The organism is Agrobacterium sp. LR_9, assembly GCF_041954855.1.
Lineage (GTDB): Bacteria > Pseudomonadota > Alphaproteobacteria > Rhizobiales > Rhizobiaceae > Agrobacterium > Agrobacterium leguminum.
Genome location: NZ_JAVAYA010000004.1, coordinates 296,553 through 322,475, shown reverse-complemented (window position 1 = coordinate 322,475; position 25,923 = coordinate 296,553). Strand labels below are relative to the sequence as shown.

The 25,923-nt window shown below is 60.9% G+C and carries 23 protein-coding genes; 16 read left to right on the top strand and 7 right to left on the bottom strand.

The annotated features are described in order from the left end of the window. The 4 genes from moaB to RAC79_RS07910 form a co-directional block, all read right to left on the bottom strand. Positions 1–526: molybdenum cofactor biosynthesis protein B (gene moaB / locus RAC79_RS07925; RefSeq protein ID WP_374996965.1), on the bottom strand; the 526-nt coding region annotated here is incomplete at its 3' end. 108 nt (positions 527–634) lie between these two features. Beyond that, positions 635–1,519, bottom strand: a complete 885-nt coding sequence (locus RAC79_RS07920) for a 4-(cytidine 5'-diphospho)-2-C-methyl-D-erythritol kinase (RefSeq protein WP_374996964.1) — start codon at positions 1,517–1,519, stop codon at positions 635–637. Between the two features lie 6 nt (positions 1,520–1,525). After that, positions 1,526–3,421 (bottom strand): tetratricopeptide repeat protein, encoded by a 1,896-nt coding sequence (locus RAC79_RS07915; protein WP_374996963.1) that lies wholly within the window; start codon positions 3,419–3,421, stop codon positions 1,526–1,528. 141 nt (positions 3,422–3,562) lie between these two features. Then, on the bottom strand, positions 3,563–4,579 hold the full coding sequence (locus tag RAC79_RS07910; protein ID WP_080856960.1) for a polyprenyl synthetase family protein: 1,017 nt from the start codon (positions 4,577–4,579) through the stop codon (positions 3,563–3,565). A 111-nt stretch (positions 4,580–4,690) separates the two neighbouring features. Between RAC79_RS07910 and RAC79_RS07905 the strand changes: the two genes are divergently transcribed. The 12 genes from RAC79_RS07905 (at position 4,691) to RAC79_RS07850 (ending at position 15,568) form a co-directional block, all read left to right on the top strand. Continuing rightward, the gene (locus RAC79_RS07905) at positions 4,691–4,921 is read left to right on the top strand and encodes a DUF2007 domain-containing protein (RefSeq protein WP_003503261.1); all 231 of its coding nucleotides are present in this window, start codon (positions 4,691–4,693) and stop codon (positions 4,919–4,921) included. 6 nt (positions 4,922–4,927) lie between these two features. Further along, entirely contained in the window at positions 4,928–5,728 is an 801-nt protein-coding gene (locus RAC79_RS07900; protein ID WP_065654410.1) for a tRNA1(Val) (adenine(37)-N6)-methyltransferase, read from the top strand. Between the two features lie 91 nt (positions 5,729–5,819). Then, positions 5,820–6,686 carry a S49 family peptidase gene (locus RAC79_RS07895; protein WP_161987679.1) on the top strand — a complete coding sequence of 289 codons (867 nt, stop codon included), beginning with the start codon at positions 5,820–5,822 and terminating at the stop codon, positions 6,684–6,686. A 20-nt stretch (positions 6,687–6,706) separates the two neighbouring features. After that, the gene (locus RAC79_RS07890; RefSeq protein WP_142844010.1) at positions 6,707–6,901 is read left to right on the top strand and encodes an NfeD family protein; all 195 of its coding nucleotides are present in this window, start codon (positions 6,707–6,709) and stop codon (positions 6,899–6,901) included. 52 nt (positions 6,902–6,953) lie between these two features. Beyond that, complete coding sequence (locus RAC79_RS07885; protein WP_065654408.1) at positions 6,954–7,184, top strand: AbrB/MazE/SpoVT family DNA-binding domain-containing protein; 231 nt, start codon at positions 6,954–6,956, stop codon at positions 7,182–7,184. Continuing rightward, positions 7,181–7,597 (top strand): PIN domain-containing protein, encoded by a 417-nt coding sequence (locus tag RAC79_RS07880; protein ID WP_065654407.1) that lies wholly within the window; start codon positions 7,181–7,183, stop codon positions 7,595–7,597. The genes RAC79_RS07885 and RAC79_RS07880 overlap by 4 nt, the downstream gene beginning before the upstream one ends. A gap of 110 nt (positions 7,598–7,707) precedes the next feature. Then, entirely contained in the window at positions 7,708–8,640 is a 933-nt protein-coding gene (locus RAC79_RS07875; RefSeq protein WP_006699475.1) for a glycine--tRNA ligase subunit alpha, read from the top strand. Positions 8,641–8,718: 78 nt separating this feature from the next. Then, positions 8,719–9,270 (top strand): LemA family protein, encoded by a 552-nt coding sequence (locus RAC79_RS07870; RefSeq protein WP_065654406.1) that lies wholly within the window; start codon positions 8,719–8,721, stop codon positions 9,268–9,270. Between the two features lie 87 nt (positions 9,271–9,357). After that, positions 9,358–10,635 carry a 3-phosphoshikimate 1-carboxyvinyltransferase gene (gene aroA, locus RAC79_RS07865; protein WP_374996962.1) on the top strand — a complete coding sequence of 426 codons (1,278 nt, stop codon included), beginning with the start codon at positions 9,358–9,360 and terminating at the stop codon, positions 10,633–10,635. Between the two features lie 21 nt (positions 10,636–10,656). Then, positions 10,657–12,594, top strand: a complete 1,938-nt coding sequence (locus RAC79_RS07860) for a DUF2207 domain-containing protein (protein ID WP_174043951.1) — start codon at positions 10,657–10,659, stop codon at positions 12,592–12,594. Positions 12,595–12,694: 100 nt separating this feature from the next. After that, positions 12,695–14,848, top strand: a complete 2,154-nt coding sequence (gene glyS / locus RAC79_RS07855; RefSeq protein WP_174038813.1) for a glycine--tRNA ligase subunit beta — start codon at positions 12,695–12,697, stop codon at positions 14,846–14,848. Between the two features lie 228 nt (positions 14,849–15,076). Beyond that, positions 15,077–15,568: a DUF523 domain-containing protein gene (locus RAC79_RS07850; RefSeq protein ID WP_174038814.1), complete on the top strand. Its 492-nt coding sequence runs from the start codon at positions 15,077–15,079 to the stop codon at positions 15,566–15,568. A 115-nt stretch (positions 15,569–15,683) separates the two neighbouring features. Here the strand turns inward: RAC79_RS07850 and RAC79_RS07845 are convergent, their stop codons facing one another. The 3 genes from RAC79_RS07845 to purD form a co-directional block, all read right to left on the bottom strand. After that, positions 15,684–17,507: a methyl-accepting chemotaxis protein gene (locus RAC79_RS07845; RefSeq protein WP_174038815.1), complete on the bottom strand. Its 1,824-nt coding sequence runs from the start codon at positions 17,505–17,507 to the stop codon at positions 15,684–15,686. A 326-nt stretch (positions 17,508–17,833) separates the two neighbouring features. Further along, positions 17,834–18,343, bottom strand: coding sequence for a plant virulence effector HPE1-like domain-containing protein (locus RAC79_RS07840; RefSeq protein WP_174038816.1), 510 nt, complete (start codon positions 18,341–18,343; stop codon positions 17,834–17,836). Between the two features lie 156 nt (positions 18,344–18,499). Further along, positions 18,500–19,771, bottom strand: a complete 1,272-nt coding sequence (gene purD, locus RAC79_RS07835; protein ID WP_374996961.1) for a phosphoribosylamine--glycine ligase — start codon at positions 19,769–19,771, stop codon at positions 18,500–18,502. A gap of 213 nt (positions 19,772–19,984) precedes the next feature. Between purD and RAC79_RS07830 the strand changes: the two genes are divergently transcribed. The 4 genes from RAC79_RS07830 (at position 19,985) to ubiA (ending at position 25,888) form a co-directional block, all read left to right on the top strand. Beyond that, complete coding sequence (locus RAC79_RS07830) at positions 19,985–22,303, top strand: Tex family protein (protein ID WP_174038818.1); 2,319 nt, start codon at positions 19,985–19,987, stop codon at positions 22,301–22,303. Positions 22,304–22,471: 168 nt separating this feature from the next. Further along, positions 22,472–23,728 carry a cyclopropane-fatty-acyl-phospholipid synthase family protein gene (locus RAC79_RS07825; RefSeq protein WP_174038819.1) on the top strand — a complete coding sequence of 419 codons (1,257 nt, stop codon included), beginning with the start codon at positions 22,472–22,474 and terminating at the stop codon, positions 23,726–23,728. A 284-nt stretch (positions 23,729–24,012) separates the two neighbouring features. Beyond that, positions 24,013–24,813, top strand: coding sequence for a MipA/OmpV family protein (locus RAC79_RS07820; RefSeq protein WP_174038820.1), 801 nt, complete (start codon positions 24,013–24,015; stop codon positions 24,811–24,813). A 121-nt stretch (positions 24,814–24,934) separates the two neighbouring features. Continuing rightward, complete coding sequence (gene ubiA, locus RAC79_RS07815; RefSeq protein ID WP_059760697.1) at positions 24,935–25,888, top strand: 4-hydroxybenzoate octaprenyltransferase; 954 nt, start codon at positions 24,935–24,937, stop codon at positions 25,886–25,888. Positions 25,889–25,923 lie beyond the last annotated feature (35 nt).

The following is a 25,923-nucleotide window of genomic DNA, read 5'->3' as shown; positions in this document are numbered from 1 at the left end:
GCTTCAAATGCTCGTCGAGCCTCGGCATAATCTCCACGAAATTGCAGGGCAGGTGGCGATAATCGAGCTGGGCTTTCAGAATACCGTCCCACGCATCCTTGCACGCACCCGGCGAGCCGGGCAGCACGAAGATGAAGGTCGCGTTCGCCACGCCGCCGGTCGCGCGTGACTGGATGGTGGCGGTGCCGATCTTGTCATAGGAGATGCGGTGGAAGAGGGCGGAAAACCCATCCATTCGCTTTTCGAACAGAGGCTCCAGCGCTTCGGGCGTCACATCGCGGCCGGTAAAACCGGTGCCGCCGGTGGTGATGACCACATCCACGCCTTCAGCGAGCGTCCAGTCGCGCACGGTACCGGCAATCGCTGCTTTGTCATCAGGCACGATGGCGCGGGCCGCGAGCCTGTGGCCCGCTTCCTCCAGCCTTGCGACAAGCGTATCGCCGGATTTGTCGTTCTCCAGCGTGCGGCTGTCCGAAACGGTCAAAACCGCAATGCCAAGGGGAATGAAGGGTCTTTCGCCTGCCATGGCCTTATCCTCGAATGCCGGGAGCATCGGACCGAAAAGTGTATTGCGGTTTTCGGAAAATCCGATGCTCGAACAAAACTGGGAGCGGCGGGCCCGCCGCTCTAATCTTCAAATGGTCCGCGTCGCCTGAAAATACCAGCCGGGGCGTTTCTTCCGAAGCGATGTTTCCGCTTTACTGGCCGCTTCAAGGGAATGAAAAATCCCGAAACAGGTTGCCCCCGAGCCGGACATGCGCACAAGCGCAGCACCTTCCTGCGACAGCAACCCAATGATTTCCCCGATTTCCGGCAGAAGCGCCTGCGCCGACGGTTGCAGATCGTTACGGCTTTGGGCGAGAAAATCCATCCAGCCGATTGTCGCAGAGGCGGGCAGGGGCGCATTGGTCTTGGTCTGCAATCGCCGGAAAATCTCCGGCGTCGAGACCGCCTTCAGCGGATTGGCGAGAACCATCACCAGTTCTGGCAGATCGGTGACCGGTTCGATGTCCTCGCCGATGCCGCGCGCGATCAGGGATCGGCTCTCAAGGCACATCGGCACATCCGCCCCGAGCGTCAGCGCCATGGATGCAAGCGCATCCGGTACGATCCCGGCACGCCAGTGCCGCAAAAGGCCCCGAAGCGTCGCCGCCGCATCCGCAGAGCCGCCGCCGATACCGGAAGCCACCGGCAGGTTCTTTTCAAGATGAATGGCAACCGGGGGGGCTGGCTGACCTGTCGATGCAAGCGCATCGCGCAACAGGTCCTTAGCGCGGGTGACGAGGTTATCGCCGCCATCGCCCGCGCGCAAAAGATCGCCGAAAGGGCCTGAGATGGAGAAACTGTCGGCATCGGCGTCGCGAATATGGATCGTGTCGCCGGCTTCGGTAAAGGTCACCAGCGTTTCGAGCAGGTGATACCCATCCGCTCGCTGGCCGGTCACATGCAGCGCCAGATTGATCTTGGCCGGGGCCGCCTCGATGGTCTCGGTGGCCCCGGAAACGTCATGCCCGCGCATGCGGCGTCAGGATTTCTTGTCCGGAGTGGCAGCCGGTGCCGGCGCCGGAGGAGCCGGCGGCACCGGCGCGACTTCCTTCTTGGCGGTATTTTCGGCGTCCTTTTCCACCGGCGGCAGGCCGTTGGCGATCTTTTCCTTCACCTTGGCCTTGTCCACGTCGTCGCTGTCGCCGATCAATGCGCGGTTCCACTGATAGACCGCCTCGATCTTGCGGCCGACCCGCCAGTAGGCGTCACCCAGATGGTCGTTGATGGTCGGATCGCCGGCTTTCAGTTCGATTGCCCGCTCCAGCTCGGTCACGGCCTCATCGAAAGCTCCGAGGCGATAATGCGCCCAGCCGAGCGAGTCGACGATGTAGCCGTCATTCGGCCGAAGCTCGACGGCGCGGCTGATCATCTTCATGCCTTCATCGAGATTGATGCCCTTGTCCACCCAGGAATAGCCCAGATAGTTCAGAACCTGCGGCTGTTCCGGGTTCAGCTCCAGCGCCCGCTTGAAATTCGGTTCGGCCTTGCCCCATTCCTTCAGTCGCTCATAGGCGATGCCGCGCTGGAAGAAAACGGACCAGTCGGATTTCTGCGGCACGGAGCCGATGACCTCGATGGCCTTGTCGTAGTTCTCGGCCATCGCCTTGTAGTCCTTGGCGTCCGAAAGCACGCTGCCGTAGGCGAGATAGGAACGAATGTCCTTCGGATCGGATTCGAGCAGGGATTTGAGGTGCTTGCGCGCCTCATCCACCTTGCCGGTCTGCGCAAGCGTCAGTCCGAGCTGCAGCTCGGAAATGCGATACATCGGCGAATCCTTCGGCACCTCGCGGTAGAAGGCAATGGCGCGGTCAGGCTGTTTCAGCGCTTCGGAAAGGCCGCCGAGAAGGATGAGCGTATCCGGGCTCTTCGGATCGAGCGCGCGCGACGTCTGCAGATAAAGCGTCACGATCTCTTCGGCGCCTTCGCGGTTCAGCGCGCCGGCGATGGAGAACATGACGCTGGCGGCACCTTCAACCGCATTTGTGATCTGCTGTTCCGGCTTTTCACCGTTTTCGATGGACTGGCGAAGCGCCTTTAGCGGCGCGTAATTCGGTGCGAACGTGTCTCCGACTGCAATCGCATCCAGCGCCTTTTGCTTGTTGCCGGCGGAAGCCTCCAGCCGGGCAAGCGCCATCACAGCGCGCATATAGGTATCGGAGGCGGTTGCCCCGCCTTCGCGGTCCGTCACCGCTTCGTTCAAGCTTTTGCGGGCGGCTTCATTGTTGCCGGAAACAAGGGCGATGGCCGCCGCATTGTATTTCTGGAAGATCGAAATCCAGCCCGGGCCCTTCATATTGTTGACCAGCGCCAGCGCTTCCTTCGGCTTGCCGGAACCGGCGCGCGCCCAGGCGGTCAAAAGCGTGTTGACCATGCGGTCGAGATCGTTCGGGCCGGTATATTTCAGGATCTTCTCGGCCTTGGCGAATTCTTTATCCTTGATGGCGTCGAGACCGCGCACGATGGTCGTCACGCGTTCCACCGAGGTGTCGTCCTTCATCGAATCGGCGATCTTGGCGCCGGCCTCGAAATTGCCGCTCAGAAGTTCGGCGATCATCAGCCGCTGACGGATTTCCGTATTGGCCGGATCGAATTCCAGCGCCTTATTGTAAAGCGAAATCGCGGTGGGATAATCCTGATCGACATCGGCATTGCGCCCGGCGAGGAAGGCGCCGGAGAAGGTGTTCACCTTGCCGGGATCGAACGTGACGGCCTTGTCTTCCGGTGTCGCCTTCGTCTCCGCAAAGCCGGGGCTTGCACCCGCGCCGATTGCGAGAGCAGCGGCAAGAGCCGCGCTGCAGAGAAGACGGAGTGCTGGTTTACGCCGCATGAGGGAACCTTTGCCTTTGTGCAGAAGCACGGAAAAATCAGTTTCCATTGTTGGTCACGATAGAATGGCTTTTTTGAAGCAGCCCCGCAAGAAATTATGGCCCCGGCCACAATCACGCCTTGCGGAGAAGCTGGCCCGGAACATTGGGCGGATGGTCTTTTCCATCCGCCTTTCGCCCGGCCTCTAGCGTCAGTTCAGACGCTCGATGCAGAAGTCGATCACTTCCAGAAGCGCATCTTTCCAGGGGCTCTGCGGCAGCGGTGCGAGCGCATCGCGGGCGATGGTGCCGTAGTGCGTGGCGCGGCCGATCGTATCGCCAAGACCGTTGTATTTGGTGATCAGGCCCAGCGCCTTTTCAAGGTTCTCGTCGCTGCTTTCACCCTTCTCGATGGCCTTGCGCCAGAAGGCGCGCTCATCCTGCGTGCCGCGACGATAGGAGAGGATGACCGGCAGGGTGATCTTGCCTTCGCGGAAATCGTCGCCGGTATTCTTGCCGAGATCGGCGGATTTTCCACCGTAGTCCAGCACGTCGTCAACGAGCTGGAAGGCGAGGCCGAGATTCATGCCGTAGGATTTCAGCGCGCTGCGGGTCGCCTTGTCGGTCTTGGCGACGATGGGGCCGACTTCCGCCGCCGCCGCGAAAAGGGCGGCCGTCTTGGCGCGAATCACCTGCAGATAATCGTCTTCCGTCGTTTCCATGTTCTTGGCGACAGAAAGCTGCAGCACCTCGCCCTCGGCGATCACCGAGGCGGCGGTGGACAGCACGTCGAGCGCATCGAGCGAGCCGACATCCACCATCATGCGGAAGGCCTGGCCGAGCAGGAAGTCGCCGACGAGAACGCTCGCCTGGTTGCCCCAGATGGTGCGGGCGGTGGATTTGCCGCGGCGCAGATCGCTTTCATCCACCACATCGTCATGCAGAAGCGTTGCCGTGTGCATGAATTCGACGCTGGTGGCGAGCTTGATGTGGTTGTCGCCCTCGTAACCGAACATCGAGGCCGAGGCGAGCGTCAGCATCGGCCGCAGGCGCTTGCCGCCGGAAGAGATGAGGTGGTTGGCCACCTCGGGTATCATCTGGACATCGGAACCGGCCTTGGAAAGGATAAGCTGGTTCACCCGTTCCATATCGGGGCGGGTCAGGTCGACAAGCGGCTTGACGGATGCGAGTTTGTTTTTGCTTTCTTCAAGCGGTATGACGACGCCCAAGGGACAGGACTCCAGTTCGAATTTGAATTCGACAATAAAAACTGACGCCTTGCGCGGCAAGGGGCGAATTGCCGCTAGCCATTCAAAAAGATGGGAATTTAAGGTCTATCCATGCGTGAACTGATCCGTACCAACGATGCCGTGCTGCTCTCCTTCGCCGAAAGCCTGATGAAGGATGCCGGCATCCATTGCCTCATCGCCGACCAGGCGATGAGCATTCTGGAAGGATCGCTCGGTCTTTTGCCGCGAAGGTTTCTGGTGGAGGAAGATCGGGCCGATCAGGCCCGCCGCATTCTCATCGATGCCGGGCTCGGCGACGAGTTGCGCAACGAAGAGGCTTGAACGGCGGTGGGCGACGGCATTTCCGAAACGATCGACGCCTTTCACCGGGGCCGGTTTCACGTCATCCAGCCGAAGGGCAGGGGACACCGGGCCGGCATGGACGCCATGCTTCTGGCGTCATTGGTGGCGGATGAGCGTGCCTGCCGGATAGCCGATCTCGGCGCGGGCGCAGGTGCCGCCGGCATGGCGGTTGCGACGCGGCTCGAAAAGGCCGAGGTGACGCTGTACGAACGCTCGCCGGAAATGGCGCAATTTGCCCGACGCAGCCTCGAACTGCCTGAGAATGCTGCCTTTTCTGCGCGCGTCAGCGTGCGCGAAGCCGATGTGACGCTGCGGGCGAAAGCACGCGCCGAAGCGGGGTTGCCCGACGAGCATTTCCATCACGTCATCATGAACCCGCCCTATAACGATGCGGGCGACCGCCGCACGCCGGATGCCCTGAAGGCCGAAGCGCATGCCATGACCGATGGCCTGTTCGAAGACTGGATCAGGACCGCAGGCGCGATCATGGTGCCGGGTGGTCAGCTTTCCCTGATTTCAAGGCCGCAATCGGTGGCGGAGATCATCGCCGCCTGCGGCAGCCGTTTCGGCGGCCTCGAAATCACCCTCATTCATCCGCGCCCTGGCGAGGATGCGGTGCGCATGCTCGTCACCGCCATCAAAGGTTCACGGGCGCGGCTGTCCTTCCGTGCGCCGCTCATCATGCATGAGACCGGCAGCCATGCCTTCACCCCATTCGTCGATGACCTGAACAATGGCCGCGCCGCCTATTCGCGTAATGTAAGGGCAATCCGGCCGGCGTCATAAATATCGCCGTTCCGCCGGCCGCAAACCATTGTGTTTTCCGGGGCGATACATACATCCCTGACGAACGGATAAATGCTGCGAGGATTGAGTAGTGGGTTTTCTGAAGTATCTGGTGCCGAAACGCTTTCGTAAAAAAGAGCTCGTCATCCCGGTGGTGCGCATGCACGGTGCGATCATGGCCGGCGGCAACCAGTTCCGCCCCGCCCTCAATCTCGCCTCCTATGCGCCGCTTCTGGAAAAGGCCTTCGCCGTCAAGGATGCCCCGGCTGTCGCCATTTCGCTCAACTCGCCCGGCGGTTCGCCGGTGCAGGCGCGGATGATCTATAACCGCATCCGCCAGCTCGCCGAGGAAAAGGAAAAGAAGGTCCTGATCTTCGTGGAGGACGTTGCAGCCTCCGGCGGATACATGATCGCGCTTGCCGGCGACGAGATCATCGCCGATCCCACCTCCATCGTCGGTTCGATCGGCGTCGTTTCCGGCGGTTTCGGTTTCCCGGAAATGCTGAAGAAGATCGGCGTGGAGCGCCGTGTCTATACGGCCGGCGAGAACAAGGTCATCCTCGATCCCTTCCAGCCGGAAAAGGAAGGCGATATCGATTACCTGAAGTCGCTTCAGGTCGAAATCCACAATGTTTTCATTGATATGGTCAAGATGCGTCGCGGCTCGAAACTGAAGGGCGACGAGGCGATCTTCTCGGGCCTGTTCTGGACCGGCATGCGCGGCCTCGACCTCGGCCTGATCGACGGGCTGGGCGACATGCGTGAGGTTCTTCGCCGCCGTTACGGCACCAAGGTCAAGCTGCAGCTCGTCAGTGGCGGTCGCACTCTGTTCGGCAAAAAGGTGCCGGGCGTCAATGCTGCTCTGGACGTGAATGCCGAAAGGCTGGCCGCCGGTGCGGTATCAGGGCTTGCGGAGGTTGCCGAAGAAAAGGCATTGTGGTCGCGTTTCGGTCTATGATGTCTCAGGAATAAAGCCTTATGGCGCAGCTCATTACAATTATTCTTCTGGTGGTGGGATCCGTCATCCTTTACCGCCGCTTCGTCCGCGATGCGGAAAAGCTCTCGGCAAAATCGAAACAGCGCGAGAAGCAACGCGAGACCGGCGCCATCGGCACGCTGATCAAGGACCCGGAAACCGGCGAATACCGCGTGAAGCGCGAGGATGAGGCGTAATTTTCCTGTAACGCAGAATTTGCTATAGTCGCTTTCGAGTAAGGAGGCTGTCATGCGTGTCACGAAATGGGGCGATAGTCTTGCGGTCCGCATCCCGGCGGATGTCGCGGAAGCCTTGCATATCAAGGAAGGCGACGAGGTGGATGTCGTTGCTGCAACCGATGCGGTTGTCAACGCGACGACTGACGAAGAGCGGCGACAGGCGCTTGAAAAAATTCGTTCCCTGCGATGGACATTGCCGCCGGACTATAAATTTGATCGTGACGAGGCTAATGAGCGTTGAGCAAGGCGCCCTTCGTTGACACCAATATTCTGGTCTATGCTTCGACCTCCGACCCGCGCTCCGAGGTGGCCAATACGATAATATCGCAGCCATTCGTTATCAGCGTCCAGGCACTTAACGAGTTTTCGGTTGTCGCGCGTAAAAAATTGCGAATGGAATGGAGCGGTATACGTTCCGCTTTGGAAGATTTCAGAACGGCGGCGGCGCAGATTGTGCCGCTGGACGTTGGTCTGCACATGGACGCGCTTGATCTTGTGCAGAGATACAATGTTGCTTTTTACGACGCCTTGATGCTGGCGGCAGCGCTGAAGGCGGAAAGCAATGTTTTCCTCTCCGAAGACATGCAGGATGGCCTCACCGTCGAAGGGCGAATGAAGATCGTCAACCCGTTCACCGCCCGTCTCCACGCATAAAACCTTGACCCTCACGCCATGCCGTGGCACCAGTCCGCATCCGAAGTAAGTCAATGCTTACTTGTCCTCCTAACGCCGCGATGACTGAAATGACCGATGTCCCCGACCATATGAACCCGAAGCGTTCCTTTCAGGCGCTGATCCTGACGCTGCACAATTACTGGGCCGACAAGGGCTGCGCGGTGCTGCAACCCTACGATATGGAAGTGGGCGCGGGTACGTTTCATCCGGCTACGACGTTGCGGGCACTCGGGCCAAAGCCATGGAAGGCCGCTTACGTGCAGCCCTCGCGCCGCCCGTCCGATGGGCGTTACGGCGAGAACCCCAATCGTCTGCAGCATTATTACCAGTATCAGGTGATCCTGAAACCAAACCCCTCGAACCTGCAGGAACTCTATCTGGGTTCGCTGAAGGCCATCGGCCTCGACCCTCTGCTGCACGATGTGCGCTTCGTCGAAGACGACTGGGAAAGCCCGACGCTCGGCGCCTGGGGCCTTGGCTGGGAGTGCTGGTGCGACGGCATGGAAGTATCGCAGTTCACTTACTTCCAGCAGGTCTGCGGCATCGAATGCTCGCCGGTTGCGGGCGAGCTGACCTATGGTCTGGAGCGTCTGGCCATGTATGTCCAGGGCGTCGATAATGTCTATGACCTGAACTTCAACGGCCGCGAGGGCGAAGAGAAGATTTCCTATGGTGACGTCTTCCTGCAGGCCGAGCAGGAATATTCCCGACATAACTTCGAATTTGCCGACACCGCCATGCTGCATCGCCATTTCATCGACGCCGAAAAGGAATGCCAGGCGCTTCTCGCCGCCGGCGCGCCCGGTGACAACGACAACCAGCGCCTGCACAAATGCGTTTTCCCGGCCTATGACCAGTGCATCAAGGCCAGCCACGTCTTCAACCTTCTGGATGCACGCGGCGTAATTTCGGTCACGGAACGCCAGAGCTATATCCTGCGCGTGCGCACGCTGGCGAAAGCCTGCGGCGAAGCCTTCCTGCTGACGGATGCGGGCGGGCTGAACTGGAACAGGGCCGCCTGAACGTTTATGTAAGGCGGGGCAACAGTCTAACGTGCGGACGCCACTACGGTGTCCGCGCCTCTTGAGGAGGGGTCGGGAATGTTCATCACGCTGGCAGTCATCGCGGCAATCGCGCTCTATGTCGTCTTCATCTATAACGGGCTGGTCAAGGCGCGGCAGATGAAGGAAGAGGCGTGGTCGGGCATCGACGTGCAGCTGAAGCGCCGCGCTGATCTCATTCCCAATCTCATCGAGACAGTGAAGGGTTACGCGGCGCATGAAAAGAGCACCTTCGAGGAGGTGATTGCCATGCGCAACCGGGCGCAGGCCGTGCCGGCGGGCGATGTCGAGGGTCGTGCGCAGGCGGAAGGGCTGCTGTCGCAGGCGCTCGGCAAGCTCTTTGCGCTTGCCGAAGCCTATCCCGATCTCAAGGCCAATACGAATTTTCTGGAATTGCAGCGTTCGCTGGAAACCATCGAAAGCGAAATCCAGATGTCGCGCCGTTATTACAATGGCGCCGCCCGCGACCTCAACGTCAAGGTGGAGAGCTTCCCGTCCAATCTGGTCGCAGGCCAGTTCGGTTTTGCCAAGGCGCCGTATTTCGAGATCGACAACCCGGCCGACCGCGCCGTGCCGACTGTGAAATTCTAAGCGCACTGTTCCCTCGGCGGCTTAAGACCTCCCGTTCAAATTCCGATAATCCGGCTCTTCGCTGCATTCTTTGACAAGACGACAATCATGATCGAACTGACCATCACCCCGCCCGACCACCCGCTTTCCGGCAAGGTCGAGCCGCCCGGCTCCAAGTCCATCACCAACCGTGCGCTTCTCCTGGCCGGTCTAGCCAAGGGCAAAAGCCGCCTGACCGGCGCACTGAAAAGCGACGACACGCTTTATATGGCCGAAGCTCTGCGCGAGATGGGCGTCAAGGTCACCGAGCCAGACGCCACCACCTTCGTCGTGGAGGGTACTGGCGTGTTGCAGCAGCCGGAAAAGCCGCTTTTCCTCGGCAATGCCGGCACCGCCACACGCTTCCTCACCGCTGCTGCCGCACTTGTGGATGGCGCCGTCATCATCGATGGCGACGAGCATATGCGCAAACGCCCGATCATGCCGCTGGTGGAGGCCCTGCGCTCCCTCGGTGTCGAGGCGGAAGCGCCGACCGGCTGCCCGCCCGTCACCGTCTGCGGCAAGGGCACGGGTTTCCCGAAGGGCAGCGTCACCATCGATGCCAACCTCTCCAGCCAATATGTGTCGGCGCTTCTGATGGCGGCCGCCTGCGGCGACAAGCCTGTCGATATCATCCTCCAGGGCGAGGAAATCGGCGCCAAGGGTTATATCGATCTCACCACATCGGCCATGGAGGCTTTCGGTGCGAAGATTGAGCGCGTCAGCAACGCCATCTGGCGCGTGCACCCGACGGGTTACACGGCGACCGATTTCCACATCGAGCCGGATGCCTCCGCCGCCACCTATCTCTGGGGTGCGGAACTGCTGACCGGCGGCGCGATCGATATCGGCACGCCGGCCGATAAGTTCACCCAGCCGGACGCCAAGGCCTATGATGTCATGGCCAAGTTTCCGCACCTGCCCGCCGAAATCGACGGCTCGCAGATGCAGGACGCCATTCCGACCATCGCGGTTCTGGCCGCCTTCAACGAGACGCCGGTGCGTTTCGTCGGCATCGCCAATCTGCGCGTCAAGGAATGCGACCGTATCCGCGCCGTCTCGCTCGGCCTCAACGAAATCCGTAACGGTCTTGCGCATGAAGAGGGCGACGACCTGATCGTGCATGCCGATCCGGCCCTTGCAGGCCAGACGGTCAAGGCCTCCATCGATACTTTTGCCGACCACCGCATCGCCATGAGCTTTGCGCTGGCGGCGCTGAAAGTCGGCGGTATTGCCATCCAGAATCCGGCCTGCGTCGGCAAGACCTATCCCGGTTACTGGAAGGCGCTTGCTTCGCTCGGCGTCAACTATACCGAAAAGGAAAGCGCTGCCGAGCCGCAGCACTGAGCCATTGAGGAGGGACCGCCCGTGAAGACCATCGCCGCAAGACTTCTCGCGCTGTTCGTCTTCCTGGGCGCGGCTTTCCCGGCCTTCGCGGAGGAATTCATCCGCTCCTACCATTCCGTCATCGAACTGGCGGCGGATGGCAAGCTGACGGTGACGGAAACCATCACCGCCCGCGCTGAAGGGCAGAACATCAAACGCGGCATCTTTCGCGATTTCCCGCTTTATGCGCTGGATGCGAATAACCGTCGCACCAAGGTGGATTTCAACGTCGTTTCGGTGGAGCGCGATGGCGCGCCGGAAAACTGGCGCACCGAGAATATCGATGGCGGCATCCGCATCTATACCGGCAGCGCCGACCGTTTTCTGCCGACCGGCGAGCACATCTTCCAAATTACCTATACCACCGCCCGGCAAATCCGCTATTTCAGCGATTATGATGAGTTGACCTGGAACGTCACCGGCAATGGCTGGCAATTCCCCATGGGCGAGATTTCCGCCACCATCACGCTGCCGCAGGGCGTCAGGGCGACAGATACGGCCGTCTTTACCGGTCCGCTTGGCGCGAAGGGCAAGGATGCGCGCATCTTGAGCGAAGGTAACGAGGTGTTCTTCGCCTCCACCCGCCCGTTTACGGTTGGCGAGGGCATGACGGTCGCCGTCAAGCTGCCCAAGGGCGCGATTGCCGCACCAGACACCTCACAGGAGGCGGGCTGGTGGCTGCGGGATAATCTCGCCATCCTGCTTTCGGGCGGCGGGCTTTTCGCCGTGCTGCTTTATTACCTGCGCGCCTGGTTCGCCGTCGGCCGCGATCCGGCGAAGGGCGTGGTCGTGCCGCGCTGGGATGCACCGGAGGGGCTCTCGCCGGCTCTGGTCAACTATGTCGATAATCGCGGGTTTTCAGGTGCCGGCTGGACGGCGCTCTCTGCCTCGGCTCTTGATCTGGCGGTGAAGGGTTATGTCGTTCTGGAGGATTTGAAGAACGCCATCGTCATCCGCCGCACGCAAAAGGCGACGGCCGACAACCTGCCGACCGGCCAGAAGACGCTGCTTGCCTCCATCGGCAGTCCGGGCGAGACTTTGACCATCGACAAGGCCCATGGGACGGAAGTTGAAAAGGTCGGAAAACAGTTCCGCGCGGCGATAGAGAAAGAACATCGCGGCAAATATTACCGCAGCAATGCCGGTTACACCGTGTTCGGCATCTTCCTCAGCATCGCCCTCATCGTGGCAACGCTGGTGTTCGGCGATCTGGATGAAAGCGCCATTGCCGCCGTGCTGGTCTTCGGCTTTTTCGCCTTCTTCTTCAGCATCCTGTCGATCGGTATCGGCCGCCAGTTCTCGCGCGGCGCACCGCTGCGCAAGCGGATCGGCGGTATCGTCATGCTGGCTTTTGCCGGTTTCGTGGCCTTTTCGGCCATTGGCGGCATCGCCACGCAAATCCTGCTGGATGTGACGCATGACACCAAGTCGCTGGCGCTGGCGGCCATCGGCGGCATCGTGCTCACCAACGCGCTGTTCCTGTTCCTGATGGGCGCGCCGACGCCGCTCGGCCGCAAGCTGATGGATGGCATTGAGGGCCTCCGAACCTATCTGACGCTGGCGGAAAAAGACCGGATGAACATGGCTGGTGCGCCCGCCATGTCGCCGCAGCATTTCGAGACGTTGCTGCCCTATGCCGTGGCGCTCGGCGTCGAAAAACCGTGGAGCCGCACCTTCGAGGCCTGGCTCGCAACGGCCGCTGCCGGTGCCGCTGCTGCAAGTTATGCGCCCGGCTGGTATGCGGGCAGCAATTACGGAACCTTTGGCGACAGGATCGGCGGCTTTTCCACCTCCATGGCCAATACCATCGCCTCCACCATTCCCCAGCCCGTCAGCTCCTCCGGCTCCAGCTTTTCGGGCGGTGGCGGCGGCGGTTTTTCAGGCTCCGGCGGCGGTGGTGGCGGCGGCGGCGGCTGGTAACGCCCGCCGGCGGTAATTTAACCGAATGCCTTGGTGACTTTTGCCGCGTTGCTTGCTAAGCCGACCGCAAACGTCCGACAACAGATAAAGTCCTGATCCCATGCCCGATCTTCTGCTTGAACTCCGCTCCGAGGAAATCCCCGCCCGCATGCAGCGCAAGGCGGCGGGCGATCTGAAGAAACTCGTCACCGATGCCTTGGTGGAGAGAGGGCTGACCTATGAGGGTGCGCGCGAATATTGGACGCCGCGCCGCCTGACGCTGGATATTCGCGGCCTCAACGCCCGCTCCGCCGATGTGCGCGAGGAAAAGAAGGGCCCGCGCACCGATGCCAATGAAAAGGCCATCGAGGGCTTTCTGCGCGGCGCCGGCCTCAACGACATCTCGGAAGCGCAGGTCGTTTCCGATCCGAAGAAGGGCGATTTCTACATCGCCATCATCAACAAGCCCGGCCGCCCGGCGGAAGAGATCATCGCGGAAGTGATGCCTGGCATCATCCGCTCCTTCCCCTGGCCGAAATCCATGCGCTCCGGCCCCGCCTCCATGCCGAAGGGTTCGAGCTATGCCGGTATCGAAGGCAAGGGTTCGGAAAGCCTGCGCTGGGTGCGCCCGCTGCAATCCATCGTCTGCCTGTTCGGCCCCGAACATGACGAAACGCAGGTCATTCCTTTCGCCATCGACGGCATCGTCGCCGGCAACGTCACCTATGGCCATCGTTTCCATGCACCCGGCCCGATCACCGTGCGCCGTTTCGAGGATTATGTCTCGAGTCTTGAAAAGGCGAAGGTCATTCTCGATGCCGAACGCCGCAAGGATATCATCCTGCACGATGCCAAGGACCTGGCCTTCGCGAACGGTCTGGAACTGGTGGAAGATGAAGGCCTGCTGGAAGAAGTCTCCGGCCTCGTCGAATGGCCGCAGGTTCTGATGGGCACCTTCGAGGAAGATTACCTGCAGATCCCGGCGGAAATCATCCGCCTCACCATCAAGACCAACCAGAAGTGTTTCGTCACCCGCAATCAGGGTGCGGAAGAGGGTCTTTCCAACCGCTTCATCCTGATCTCGAATATCGAGGCAAGCGATGGCGGCAAGGAAATCATCCATGGCAATGGCAAGGTGGTTCGCGCCCGCCTGTCGGATGCCCGCCACTTCTGGAGCCGCGACCAGGGCGATCTGCCCGATCTGGAAACGCTGAAAGATTCGGCTGCGAAATTTGGCCTCGATCTCAAGAAGCCGCTCGACCAGCGCATGGCCAAGCTCGATGCGCTGAACGTCACCTTCCATGCCAAGCTCGGTACGCAGGGTGAGCGCGTGGCGCGTATTCGCGAACTGGCGAAGGCGCTGGCCCCCGTCGTCGGCGCCGATTCCGATCTGGTGGACCGCGCTGTTGTTCTGGCGAAAGCCGACCTGCGCACCGAAGCCGTCGGCGAATTCCCCGAGCTTCAGGGCCTTATGGGCCGCAAATATGCGACGCTGCAGGGTGAAAACGAAAGTGTGGCCGCTGCCATCGAGGACCACTACAAGCCGCAGGGCCCCTCGGACCGCCTGCCGGCCGACAAGGTGGCGATCACGGTCGCTCTCGCCGACAAGCTCGATACACTCGTTGGTTTCTGGGCCATCGACGAGAAGCCGACCGGCTCCAAGGATCCCTTTGCGCTGCGACGTGCGGCGCTGGGCGTGGTGCGTATTCTGCTTGAGAAAAACGTGCGGCTTCCGCTGCTAAGCGTTGCGAAGGACCCGGACCTTCTCTCCTTCTTCCATGATCGCCTGAAGGTCTATCTCCGCGACCTCGGCGCGCGTTACGATTTGATCGACGCCGTTTTGACGCCGGAATCCGACGATCTGCTGATGATCGCCCGCCGTGTCGAGGCGCTCACCGCCTTCATCACCGGCGAGGATGGCCGCAACCTTCTGGCAGGCGCCAAGCGCGCCACCCAGCTTCTGGCGGCAGAGGAAAAGAAGGGCACCGTGGTGGCCGATGGCGTTTCGGAAGAGCTGTTGAAGCTCGATGCCGAAAAGGCGCTTTATGCGGCGATCAGGACGGCTTCTGCCGACGCTGCGAAGGCCGTTGCGGGCGAGGATTTCCGCTCCGCCATGCAGGCGCTCTCCACACTTCGCGCGCCGGTCGATAAGTTCTTTGAGGATGTGCTCGTTAATGACGAGGATGCGGCCATCCGTGCCAACCGTCTGGCGCTGTTGAAGGCTATTCGCGAAGCGACCGGAACGGTTGCGGATTTCTCGAAGATTACGGGGTGAGGGGTTTCGGGGTAGCCAGGTATGTCAGCGTTCTTGGTTCACCCCCTCTGTCCTGCCGGACATCTCCCCCTCAAGGGGGGAGATCGACCCGTGGCAACCTCTCAGCCACATTGAACGTCTAGGGAAGAGCGGTGAGCATGCCCCTTGCCGATCTCCCCCCTTGAGGGGGAGATGCCCGGCAGGGCAGAAGGGGGTAAGCTGCGCCCGCGACCTTGCAGGATGACCCCATTGACCCACACCCCCAAAATCCTCATCAGCGCCTGCCTCCTCGGCCAACCGGTCCGCTATGACGGCAGAGGCAAACCCTTCGCCCACCCGGCGATAGACCGCTGGCGAAGCGAGGGCAGGCTGGTCACGATCTGTCCGGAGATGGCGGGCGGCATGCCTGTGCCGCGCCCGCCGGCGGAAATCGAAAATGGTGCCTCCGGTGTCGATGTGCTGGAGGGCCGCGCCCGCGTGCTGGAAGTGACCGGTGGCGATGTCACGGCGCAATTTATCGCAGGTGCTGAAAGGGCGCTGGCCTTCGCCAGGGCCAATGGCTGCACATATGCGCTTCTGATCGATGGCAGCCCGTCCTGTGGGTCCGTAGCAATCTATGACGGTTCGTTTTCCGGCGTCAAACATGCGGGCAATGGGGTTACGGCGGCGCTGCTCGAAAAAGCCGGTATTGCCGTATTTTCACCTGCCGATATCGACCGGCTGGATGCGCTGACCCGTTAGAGTGTTTTGGAGCATTTCCGGACGCAAAACCGGGTTCAACTTTTCCTGGAATGCTTGAAAAGAAAACGCCGGAGTTTCCCCCGGCGCCGTTGTTCATCGATGGTCCTGGGGCGTATCACCCCGCCATGCGCATCTGCTCTGCCATGCCATGAAGCTGGTGGCCGGAGGAGACGCGGAAGCCGCGGATGAGGTTCAGCAGTTCCTCGGTGTCGACGGCCAGCGCCTCGGCCGAAGCCGTGGTTTCTTCCGCCATCGCCGCATTGTGCTGGGTGGCGACATCCAGCTGGTTGAGCGACGAGGAGATCGAGCGCAGCGTCGTATCCTGTTCGGCGGCCGAATGGGCGATTTTGCTGACGATCTCGTTTGCCGATTTGATCTGATCCGAGATGCGTTTCAGCGCATCACCGGCCTCGCCGACGAGGCGCACGCCGTTTTCCACCTGGGCGGAAGAGCGGGCGATCTGGTCCTTGATCTCCTTGGCGGCGGCGGCGGATTTCTGCGCCAGTTCGCGCACTTCCTGCGCCACCACGGCAAAGCCCTTGCCGGCCTCACCGGCACGTGCCGCTTCCACACCGGCATTCAGCGCCAGAAGGTTGGTCTGGAAGGCGATGTCGTCGATTACGCCGATGATGTTGGAAATCTGGTCGGAAGACTGTTCGATACCGCTCATCGCGGTGATCGCCTCTTCCACCACCCGGTCGCTGCGGATGGCTTCGGAGCTGACGGTGGTGACGCGCTTGGCGGCGTCGGCCGCCCCTTCCGCCGTCTGGCGCACCGCAACCGTCAGTTCGTCGAGCGCTGCGGAGGTCTCTTCCAGATTGGCAGCCTGCCGTTCGGTGCGCTGCGAAAGCTCATTGGAGGCCTTGCGGATTTCTTCCTTGGAGCCGCCGATGTCGATGCTCTTGGAATTCACCTTGGCCATGGCGGCGTCGAGATGGATCAGGGCCTCGTTGAAATTGTCGCGCAGCGCCGCGTAGCGGTTGCCGAGATCGCCGCAACGTACGGTCAGATCGCCGCCCGCCAGCTTTTCCAGCGCCTCGCCGATGGTGGTGACGACACGCGCCTGCAATTCCGCCTCGTCACGCTGCATGTCGAGATTGCTCTGGCGCTCCGCATTGAGCTGCCGCTGCTGTTCTTCCTCACGGCGCTGCATGGCATGGCGCTCGCGCACCTTGTCCTGAAGCGAGGCGGTGGCCTTCGCCATCATGCCCACCTCGTTGGTCAGGCCGGTATGGGGAATGGCGAGCGAGACGTTTTCATTGGCCACTTCACCGAGCGCACGGTGGATGTCGCCGAGCGGCTTTGAAATGCCACGGATGACGTAGAAGGCTGCGGCAAGCGCCAGCACGAAGATCAGCGCGCCGATCGACAGCGCCTTCATCACATCGCCGCGAACCTGCGCGTTCAGATCATCGATGTAAACGCCCGTCACGACCACCACCTGCCAGGGCTCAAAGGCAAGGGCATAGGAGCTCTTGGCGTAGTCATTGCCTTCCATGCCGGGCTTCGGACCGTAAAAATCCGTCTGGCCGCCGCCATTGCGGCCAAGCCGCACCAGCTCGTCACGATAGGCGAAACCCTTGCTGTCCGGCTTGCCCTTGAAGCTTTCGCCGACGCGCTTGGCATCGGGATGGAACTTCATCGTCACGTCGTAATCGTAACCAAACAGATAGCCGTCCGGCGTGAAGCGCATGGCGCTGACGGTGGCGTAAGCCTGTTTCATGGCCTCGTCGCGCGAAAGCGTTCCGGCCTTTTCCTTGTCGTGGAAGGATTGCAGGATAGAGATTGCCGATTGCACCTGCGTCCGCAGCATGCCGTAGCGTTCCTCATAGATCGCGTCAGTGGCGGATTTCAGCTGGTAAAACGTCGCCACGGCGAAGGCGGCCATCAGGGCCACCACGAGAACGATCAACTGACGGGAAATGGAAAGGTTCTTCATGGGCGCTCACAAGCGTTTGGGATCGCGCGCCTGAAAACGCCGCGCGGTACCGATGTTTCGGAGAAGGGAGAGGCGCATGATGCGCGATAAAAGGGCCCAAAAGCGCGTGTCCGCGCCGTGGCCTCATTCTGTGCTGCATCGCACTATAGACGCACTTAGCGGCTAAAAATTTGAATAAATATTTAATTAGCGAAAGCTTTATCAGGCCCGACAGGTAGAATATGCGGGAGAAAAAGCAATATTCCCCGCATGGTTGCGGCGCCATTTCGGGAATGCAGCGATGACGCGATTATTTGACCTTCGTCATGAAAGACGTCATCGGCCGGTCAATTGCCGCGCAATTGGAAATCCGGGAACTGGGGGGCGGCGATCACCGAGGCGCTGGCCGGTTCGGCTGCGTTTTCGGTGGAAATTTCCTTGACGGCTGCCGTGGTCGTCGTCACGTCGATACCGGCCGATGTCGAAACCGTCTCAGCGGGATGTGCCACGGGTTCTGCGTTGTCATAGGTCGCGATGGCCGTGCTCGGGGTTTCCGCCATCCATGCCGGATTGGTGCTGACGAAGGTAACGGGCGCGCCGCCAAGCCAGGCTTCGGTGCGCAGCAGGGTGCGCTTGCCGTCGACTTCGCGCATTTCCGTGTGCTGCGTGCCCGGCTCAATGGAGGGAACGGCGTAACCCTGCGCCACGGCTTTGCCCTTCATGGGCTTGCAGCCCGCGCAATCGCGACGAATGAAGCTGCCGTTGGCCACATGCACGCCGTTTATATATTCGATGGAAGACGCCATCGCCGACCCGCCGGTCAGCGCGACAATCGCTGTCAGAAAAAGACGACGCATCGAAAAACCCCCGAAATGACGGCGCGGCCTCGTGATCGAGACGCAATGCGCCATTCAATGTTCCGGCAAGTATTACCGATGTTTCGTTTCCATCGGGTCAGCAAACTTGGTAAAAATTGAACGAAATATTCGCGCTCAATCCCGTTGCCTTAAGGATCAGGCCTTTTCGCGGGCGACGGCCTGCCAGCCGATATCGCGGCGGCAGAAGCCGTTTTCCCACTCCACCTTGTCGGCCAACGCATAGGCGCGAGCCTGCGCTTCCGTGACGGTCTTTCCAAGGGCGGTGACGTTCAGCACGCGTCCGCCCGTCGCCACCAGCCCGCCGTCCTTCAGCGCGGTTCCGGCATGGAACACCTTTGCCTCTTCGCTCGCCTCGGGAATATGGGCGATCGGCGTGTTCTTGTCATAAGCGCCGGGATAACCCTTGGAGGCAAGAACGACGGTCAGCGCCGCGTCGTCGCGCCATTCCGCCTCAACCTTGTCCAGCGTGCCGGTGGCGGTGGCGTAGAGGATCGGCAGCAGATCGCTTTTCAGGCGCATCATCAGCACCTGGCATTCGGGATCGCCGAAGCGGACATTGTATTCGATCAGTTCCGGGCCCTTGGCGGTAATCATCAGGCCGGCGAAGAACACGCCGGAGAAGGGATTGCCATCCTTGGCCATGCCCGAGATCGTCGGCTCGATGATCTCCTTCATGGTGCGCTCCACCATGGCCGGTGTCATGACGGGGGCAGGGGAATAGGCACCCATGCCGCCGGTATTCGGGCCGGTATCGCCATCGCCGACGCGCTTGTGATCCTGCGCGGTGGCGAGCGCCAGCGCGGTCTTTCCATCCGAAAGGCAGAAGAAGCTTGCTTCTTCGCCATCGAGAAAGGCCTCCACCACCACTTCGGCACCGGCCGCACCGAAAGCGCCGTCGAAACAATCGTCAATCGCGGCAAGCGCCTCCGCTTCCGTCATGGCCACGGTCACGCCCTTGCCGGCGGCAAGACCGTCCGCCTTGATGACGATGGGAACGCCCTGTGCCCGAACATAATCCTTGGCCGGCTCTGCGGATTTGAAACGCTGGTAGGCGCCGGTCGGAATATCGTAGCGCGCGCAGAGATCCTTGGTGAAACCCTTGGAGCCTTCCAGCTGGGCGGCGGCTTTCGAGGGGCCGAAGGTGGCGATGCCGGCGGCGCGCAGGTCATCCGCAAGACCCGCAACCAGCGGCGCTTCCGGACCGACGACGACGAAGTCGATTGCCTTTTCCTTGGCAAAGGCGATGACGGCCGCATGGTCTTCCACATCAAGCGCCACCAGTGTCGCATGGTCGGCAATGCTGGGATTGCCGGGAGCGGCATAAAGCTCATCGAGCAGGGGAGACTGGGCGATTTTCCACGCCAGCGCATGTTCGCGTCCGCCGGAACCGATCAACAGAACTTTCATGGTCAATATCCCTGCAAATTCGCCAGTAACCTTGTGTCAGGGGCGTTAAGGGCAGGGGGGCGAAAGGTCAAGGAGAAAGCGCCGCAAATGCCCGTCTTTCCCTTGAAGGCCGCCTTTCCTGTGGAATCGTTGCCGCCTCTTGTTGTCACGCCACAATCAGACATTATGTTCGCCGCTCCAGACGTGAAAGCAGAGAACCCCCAAGAGTCCCCTATGACCGCAGACAATGCCCGCCTCGCCTCGCTCATCGCCACCGAAATCAACGCCCGCCCCGATCAGGTCAAGGCGGCGGTGGCGCTGCTGGACGAGGGTGCGACCGTTCCCTTTATCGCCCGTTACCGCAAGGAAGTGACGGGAGGGCTGGACGACACCCAGCTTCGCACGCTTTCGGAACGTCTCGTCTATCTGCGCGAACTTAATGCGCGCCGCGCCTCCATCGTCGATTCCATCACCGGTCAGGGCAAGATGACCGATGAACTGATGGTCAAGATCATGCAGGCAGGCACCAAGGCGGAGCTGGAAGACCTCTATCTGCCCTATAAGCCGAAGCGCCGCACCCGTGCCGAAATCGCCCGCGAACGCGGTCTTGGCCCGCTCGCAGAAGCCATCTGGGATAACCGCGCCGCCGATCCGGCGAAACTGGCGGAAGCATATGTTCGGGGTGAGGTGGCCGATGTGAAGGCGGCACTGGAGGGCGCGCGCGACATCGTGGCGGAAACCATGACGGAAAATGCCGATCTGCTCGGCCGCCTGCGCGATTACATGCGCCAGAACGCCACCTTCCGCGCCAAAGTCGTGGATGGCAAGCAGGCGGCGGGTGAGAAATTCTCCGACTATTTCGATCATTTCGAGCGCTGGGCGACGGTGCCGGGCCACCGGGCGCTGGCCATGCTGCGCGGCTGGAACGAGGAAGTGCTGACGCTGACAATCGATGTCGATGCGGACGATCCCTCACCGGTCAAACCCGCACAGCGTACCATCGCCGCCGCCTTCGATATCCGCAATGCCGGCCCCGCCGATCAATGGCTGATGGAAGTGGCTGGCTGGACCTGGCGGGTGAAGCTTTCCATGTCGCTCTCGCTCGATCTGATGCGCGAATTGCGCGAGCGCGCGGAAGAAGAGGCGATCCATGTTTTCGCCCGCAATCTCAAGGATCTGCTGCTGGCAGCCCCCGCCGGCTCCCGCGCCACCATGGGGCTCGATCCGGGCATCCGCACCGGCGTCAAGGTGGCAGTGGTGGATGGCACCGGCAAGCTTCTGGACACCACGACGGTTTATCCCTTCCCGCCGAAGAACGACGTGCGCGGCACGCAGGCGGAACTTGCTGTCCTCATCCGCAAGCACAATGTCGAACTGATCGCCATCGGCAATGGTACCGGCAGCCGCGAGACGGAAAAGCTGGTCGCCGATCTTCTGGCGCAGATGCCCGCTTCGGGCGCGAAGCCCACCAAGGTCATCGTCTCGGAGGCGGGCGCTTCGGTCTATTCCGCTTCGGAACGGGCGGCGGCCGAATTTCCCAATCTCGATGTTTCGCTGCGCGGCGCCGTCTCCATCGCCCGCCGACTTCAGGATCCGCTGGCGGAACTGGTGAAGATCGAGCCGAAATCCATCGGGGTCGGCCAGTACCAGCACGATGTCGATCAGGGCCGCCTCAGCCGCTCGCTCGATGCTGTCGTGGAAGACGCCGTGAATGCCGTTGGTGTTGATCTCAACACGGCCTCGTCGCCGCTTCTGGCGCGGGTGTCTGGTCTTGGCAGCTCGATTGCCGATGCCATCGTCGCCCATCGGGACCAGACCGGCCCCTTCGCCAGCCGTAAGGAACTGCTGAAGGTGCCGCGTCTCGGCCAGCGCACCTTCGAGCAATGCGCCGGCTTCCTGCGCATCCCGAACGGCAAGGAGCCGCTGGATGCTTCCTCTGTTCACCCGGAAGCCTATGGCGTGGCGAAAAAGATCGTCGCCGCCTGCGGCCGCGATCTGCGCTCGCTGATGGGCGACAGCGCCGCGTTGAAGGCGCTCGATCCGAAGAAGTTCATCGACGAGCAATTCGGCCTGCCGACGGTAAAAGACATCATCGCCGAACTGGAAAAGCCCGGCCGCGACCCGCGCCCGAGCTTCAAGACCGCGACCTTCGCCGAGGGTGTGGACGAGATCACCGATCTGAAACCGGGCATGCTTCTGGAAGGCACCGTCACCAATGTCGCCGCCTTCGGCGCTTTCGTGGATATCGGCGTGCATCAGGACGGGCTGGTACATGTCTCGCAGCTGGCCGACCGTTTCGTGAAGGACCCGCATGAGGTCGTCAAGGCGGGCGATGTGGTCAAGGTGCGAGTCGTGGAAGTGGATGTGAAGCGCAAGCGCATCGGTCTCACCATGCGCAAGGATGGCGGCGAGGCAGCGCAGCAGCCGATGCGCGAAAAGGGCAATGCCAGCGCCATGCGGCACGCGACATCCAAGCCGAAAGAGCGCAACGAGGGGTCGCAAACCGGTGGTGCGCTTGCCGCCGCCCTGGCTGAAGCCATGAAGCGACGCTGACCTGCGGTTGAAATGATTTTTTACCAAAAAGCCTCGCCGCACACCCCGGCGGGGCTTTTTGCTTGATGAAATCGTTCAATTTTTTTGAAATAAGACTATCTTGAAACTTGTGCCGAAAGGAATACGGTCAGCGAAATTGATAAGTGAGACTTAGCAATTGGGGGTGCCATGGCGTCGTCTCTGCATGTTCTTCTCGAAAAGATAATCAAGACCGGTGATCTCACCGTCAACAGCCCGGGCGGCAGCCGTACATTCGGCAACGGCGCGGGAAAAAAGGTGGTTCTGAACTTCACCGACGAAGCCGCCATGCAGGAGATCGCCGCCGATCCGGCGCTGAAGCTGGCTGAAATGTATATGGAAGGCCGGGCGAAGGTCGCGGAAGGCGACATCTACGATTTCCTTGCACTGGTGAAGGGCAATACGCTGAGTGAGGCGCTCTCCTTCGGCATGATTTGGCGCGGCATGGCCCGCATCATCGCCGCCCGCATCAAGATGCACCTGCCGGTCAATCACAACAAGAGCAACGTCGCTCATCATTACGATCTGAGCGCCAAGCTGTTCGATCTCTTCCTCGATGAGGACTGGCAATATTCCTGCGCCTATTTCAATCCGCCCGGCATCAGTCTCTATGAAGCGCAGGTCGCGAAAAAACGGCACATAGCCGCCAAGCTGATGACCGAGCCGGGCCAGAGCGTGTTGGAAATCGGCTCCGGCTGGGGCGGCATGGCGATGTATATTGCCGAAAGCGCCGGTGCGGATGTGACCGGCATTACGCTCAGCGAAGAACAGCTACGCGTTTCCCGCGACCGTGCCGCCAAACGGGGCCTTGCGGCAAATGTCCGTTTCGAATTGCAGGACTATCGCTACCTGCCGGCTTCGAAAAAATACGATCGCATCGTCTCCGTCGGCATGTTCGAACATGTCGGGCCGACCCATTATCGCGATTATTTCGACAAGGTGGCGGAGGTGCTGGACGATAAGGGCGTGATGGTGCTGCATTCCATCGGCCAGCCCTATCCGGCGCTGGCGACCAACCCCTTCATCGAAAAATATATTTTCCCCGGCGGGTATATTCCCTCGCTTGCCGAGGTGCTGCCGGCCATCGAAAAATCGCGGCTGCTGGTGAAGGATATCGAAATCCTGCCCATGCATTACGCCCATACGCTTCGCCACTGGCGCGAGCGTTTCGTGGCGCGCAGGGCAGAAGCGGTAGCGCTTTATGACGAACGCTTCTTCCGCATGTGGGAATTTTATCTGGCGGGGTCGGAAATGGCCTTTACCCATGAAAATTTTCACATTTTCCAGATCCAGATCGCCAAGGATCGCGATGCCGTGCCGCATAGTCGCGACTACATTGCGCGGAACGAGGCGAAGCTGCTGGAATTCGAGAAGACGCGCGCGCCGCTGGAGAAGGTGACGTTCTGACGAGGGCGTGGGTAACGGGCGACCGAATTGTGGTGATTGTTGACAAACGTCTCCGCAATCTCGGCGTCATCCTCGGGCTTGTCCCGAGGATCTATCCACGTTGTTTAAAGTCCGTCGGTTGCAGATGCTCGGGACAGGCCCGAGCATGACGGAGGTGAGGTTTTGGGGCCTTGTCGCCACCCTCCGCAGGAGTCGAATTTCAACCCGCGCTGGTTAATGGAATGGAAAGACAATCCCTCTAATTCTACGGGCACCTGTCTGTATTGCGTTTCTGGGGTTCTTTCATGTTCAAGCCATCAGCGGCATTCGCTGCCTGTGTCCTGTCGCTTTTTGCCGTGGGCAATGCCCATGCGGAAGGCTGGTTTTCCGGCGACTGGTATCTGAAGCTCGGCGGCGCGGGTTTTACCGCACCGAAATATCAGGGCGACAACAAGAATGAATTCGGCTTTTCGCCCATCATTTCGCTCGGCCGCCAGGGCCAGGGCGCGCGTTTCACCTCGCGTAACGACAGCGCCTCGATTTCGCTTCTGGACAATGGCCCGATCAGCATGGGTCTTGCCGGAAAGCTGGTATCCCCGCGTGACGAGGGCGACTCGTCCGATCTGAAGGGCATGACCCGCATCAAGCGCGGCGGCGAGCTTGGCGGTTTCGCTGAGGCCTATCCGACCGACTGGCTGCGCGTTCGCGGCGAAGTCCGTCAGGGCATTCGCAGCCATAGCGGCGTGGTCGGAGATGTTGCCGTCGATGCCTTCACCGATATCGCCCCCGGCATCCAGATTTCTGCCGGTCCGCGCGCGACATGGGTGAGCAGCAAATACAATGAGCGTTATTACGGCGTAAGCGCCGCGCAGACGGCTGCCGGCGCGCCATCGCCCTATAGCCCGGGCGGCGGCCTGCATTCCGCCGGCATCGGCGCTGCCATCACCTGGAAAGTCACCGAAAACGCCGAAGTCGGCTCGTTTGCGGAATATCGCCGCCTGACCGGTGACGCCGCCGACAGTTCGCTGGTGCGCGAGCGCGGCTCGAAGAACCAGTTCATCATCGGCGTTCAGGCGAGCTACAAGTTCAATTTCTCGCTGCCCTGATAAATAGCCGAGATATCGTCCTGCAAAGCCCCGTGGCGAAACCGCTGCGGGGCTTTTCCGCGTGTGCGGCCGGGTGCTGAAATCCATTCCGATTTTCCTGCCGATGCTGTAGAACCATCCCATGGTTCACCACAGCGATTTGTCAGATCGCGTCTCCGACGCGCCATCCAATAATTGGGTCTATCGGATTTTGCCGAGGCCCCTCTGGCCCTATGCGCAACTGGCCCGGTGGGATCGCCCCATCGGCTGGCAATTGCTGATGTGGCCATGTTTCTGGTCCGCAGCCCTTGCGGCAAATGTCGCGATGGCGAGCGGCGGCTTTTCCTGGGCGACGCTGATCTGGCATCTGGTGCTGTTCTTCATCGGATCGGTGGCGATGCGCGGCGCGGGTTGCACCTATAATGACCTGGCTGACCACAAGATCGACATGGCCGTGGCGCGCACCCGTTCGCGGCCGCTTCCTTCCGGCCGCGTGAGCCGGTCGCAGGCCAAGCTCTTCATCGTCCTGCAGGCGCTTGCAGGGCTTGTCGTGCTCCTGCAGTTCAACAGTTTCGCAATCGCCACCGGCATATTCTCGCTGATCTTCGTGGCGATTTATCCCTTCGCCAAGCGCTTCACCAACTGGCCGCAATTTTTCCTCGGCCTTGCCTTTTCCTGGGGTGCGCCGATGGGCTGGGCGGGACAGTTCGGATCGATCGCCTGGCCGGCTGTCCTGCTTTATGTCGGCTCCATCGCCTGGACGATCGGTTATGATACAATCTACGCCCATCAGGACAAGGAAGACGACACCGCCGTGGGCATCGGTTCAACCGCCCTGCTGTTTGGAGAGAACACACATCGCTGGCTGGTTTTCCTTTATGGCACAGCCCTTGTCATGATGTTCCTGTCGTTCTGGATCGCGGGTGTTAACGTCATTGCCTATAGCGGCCTTGCCGCTGCGGCCATCATGCTGTTCCGGCAGGTCTGGGTGCTTAATATCGATGACGTCGATCAGTGCCTCGTGCTGTTCAAATCCAACAACCGCGTCGGCGTGCTGATTTTCGCAGGCCTCATCCTGCCGCTCCTGCTGGCGTAAGCCTGTGAAAACACGAAATGAAAAAGCCCGGCCGC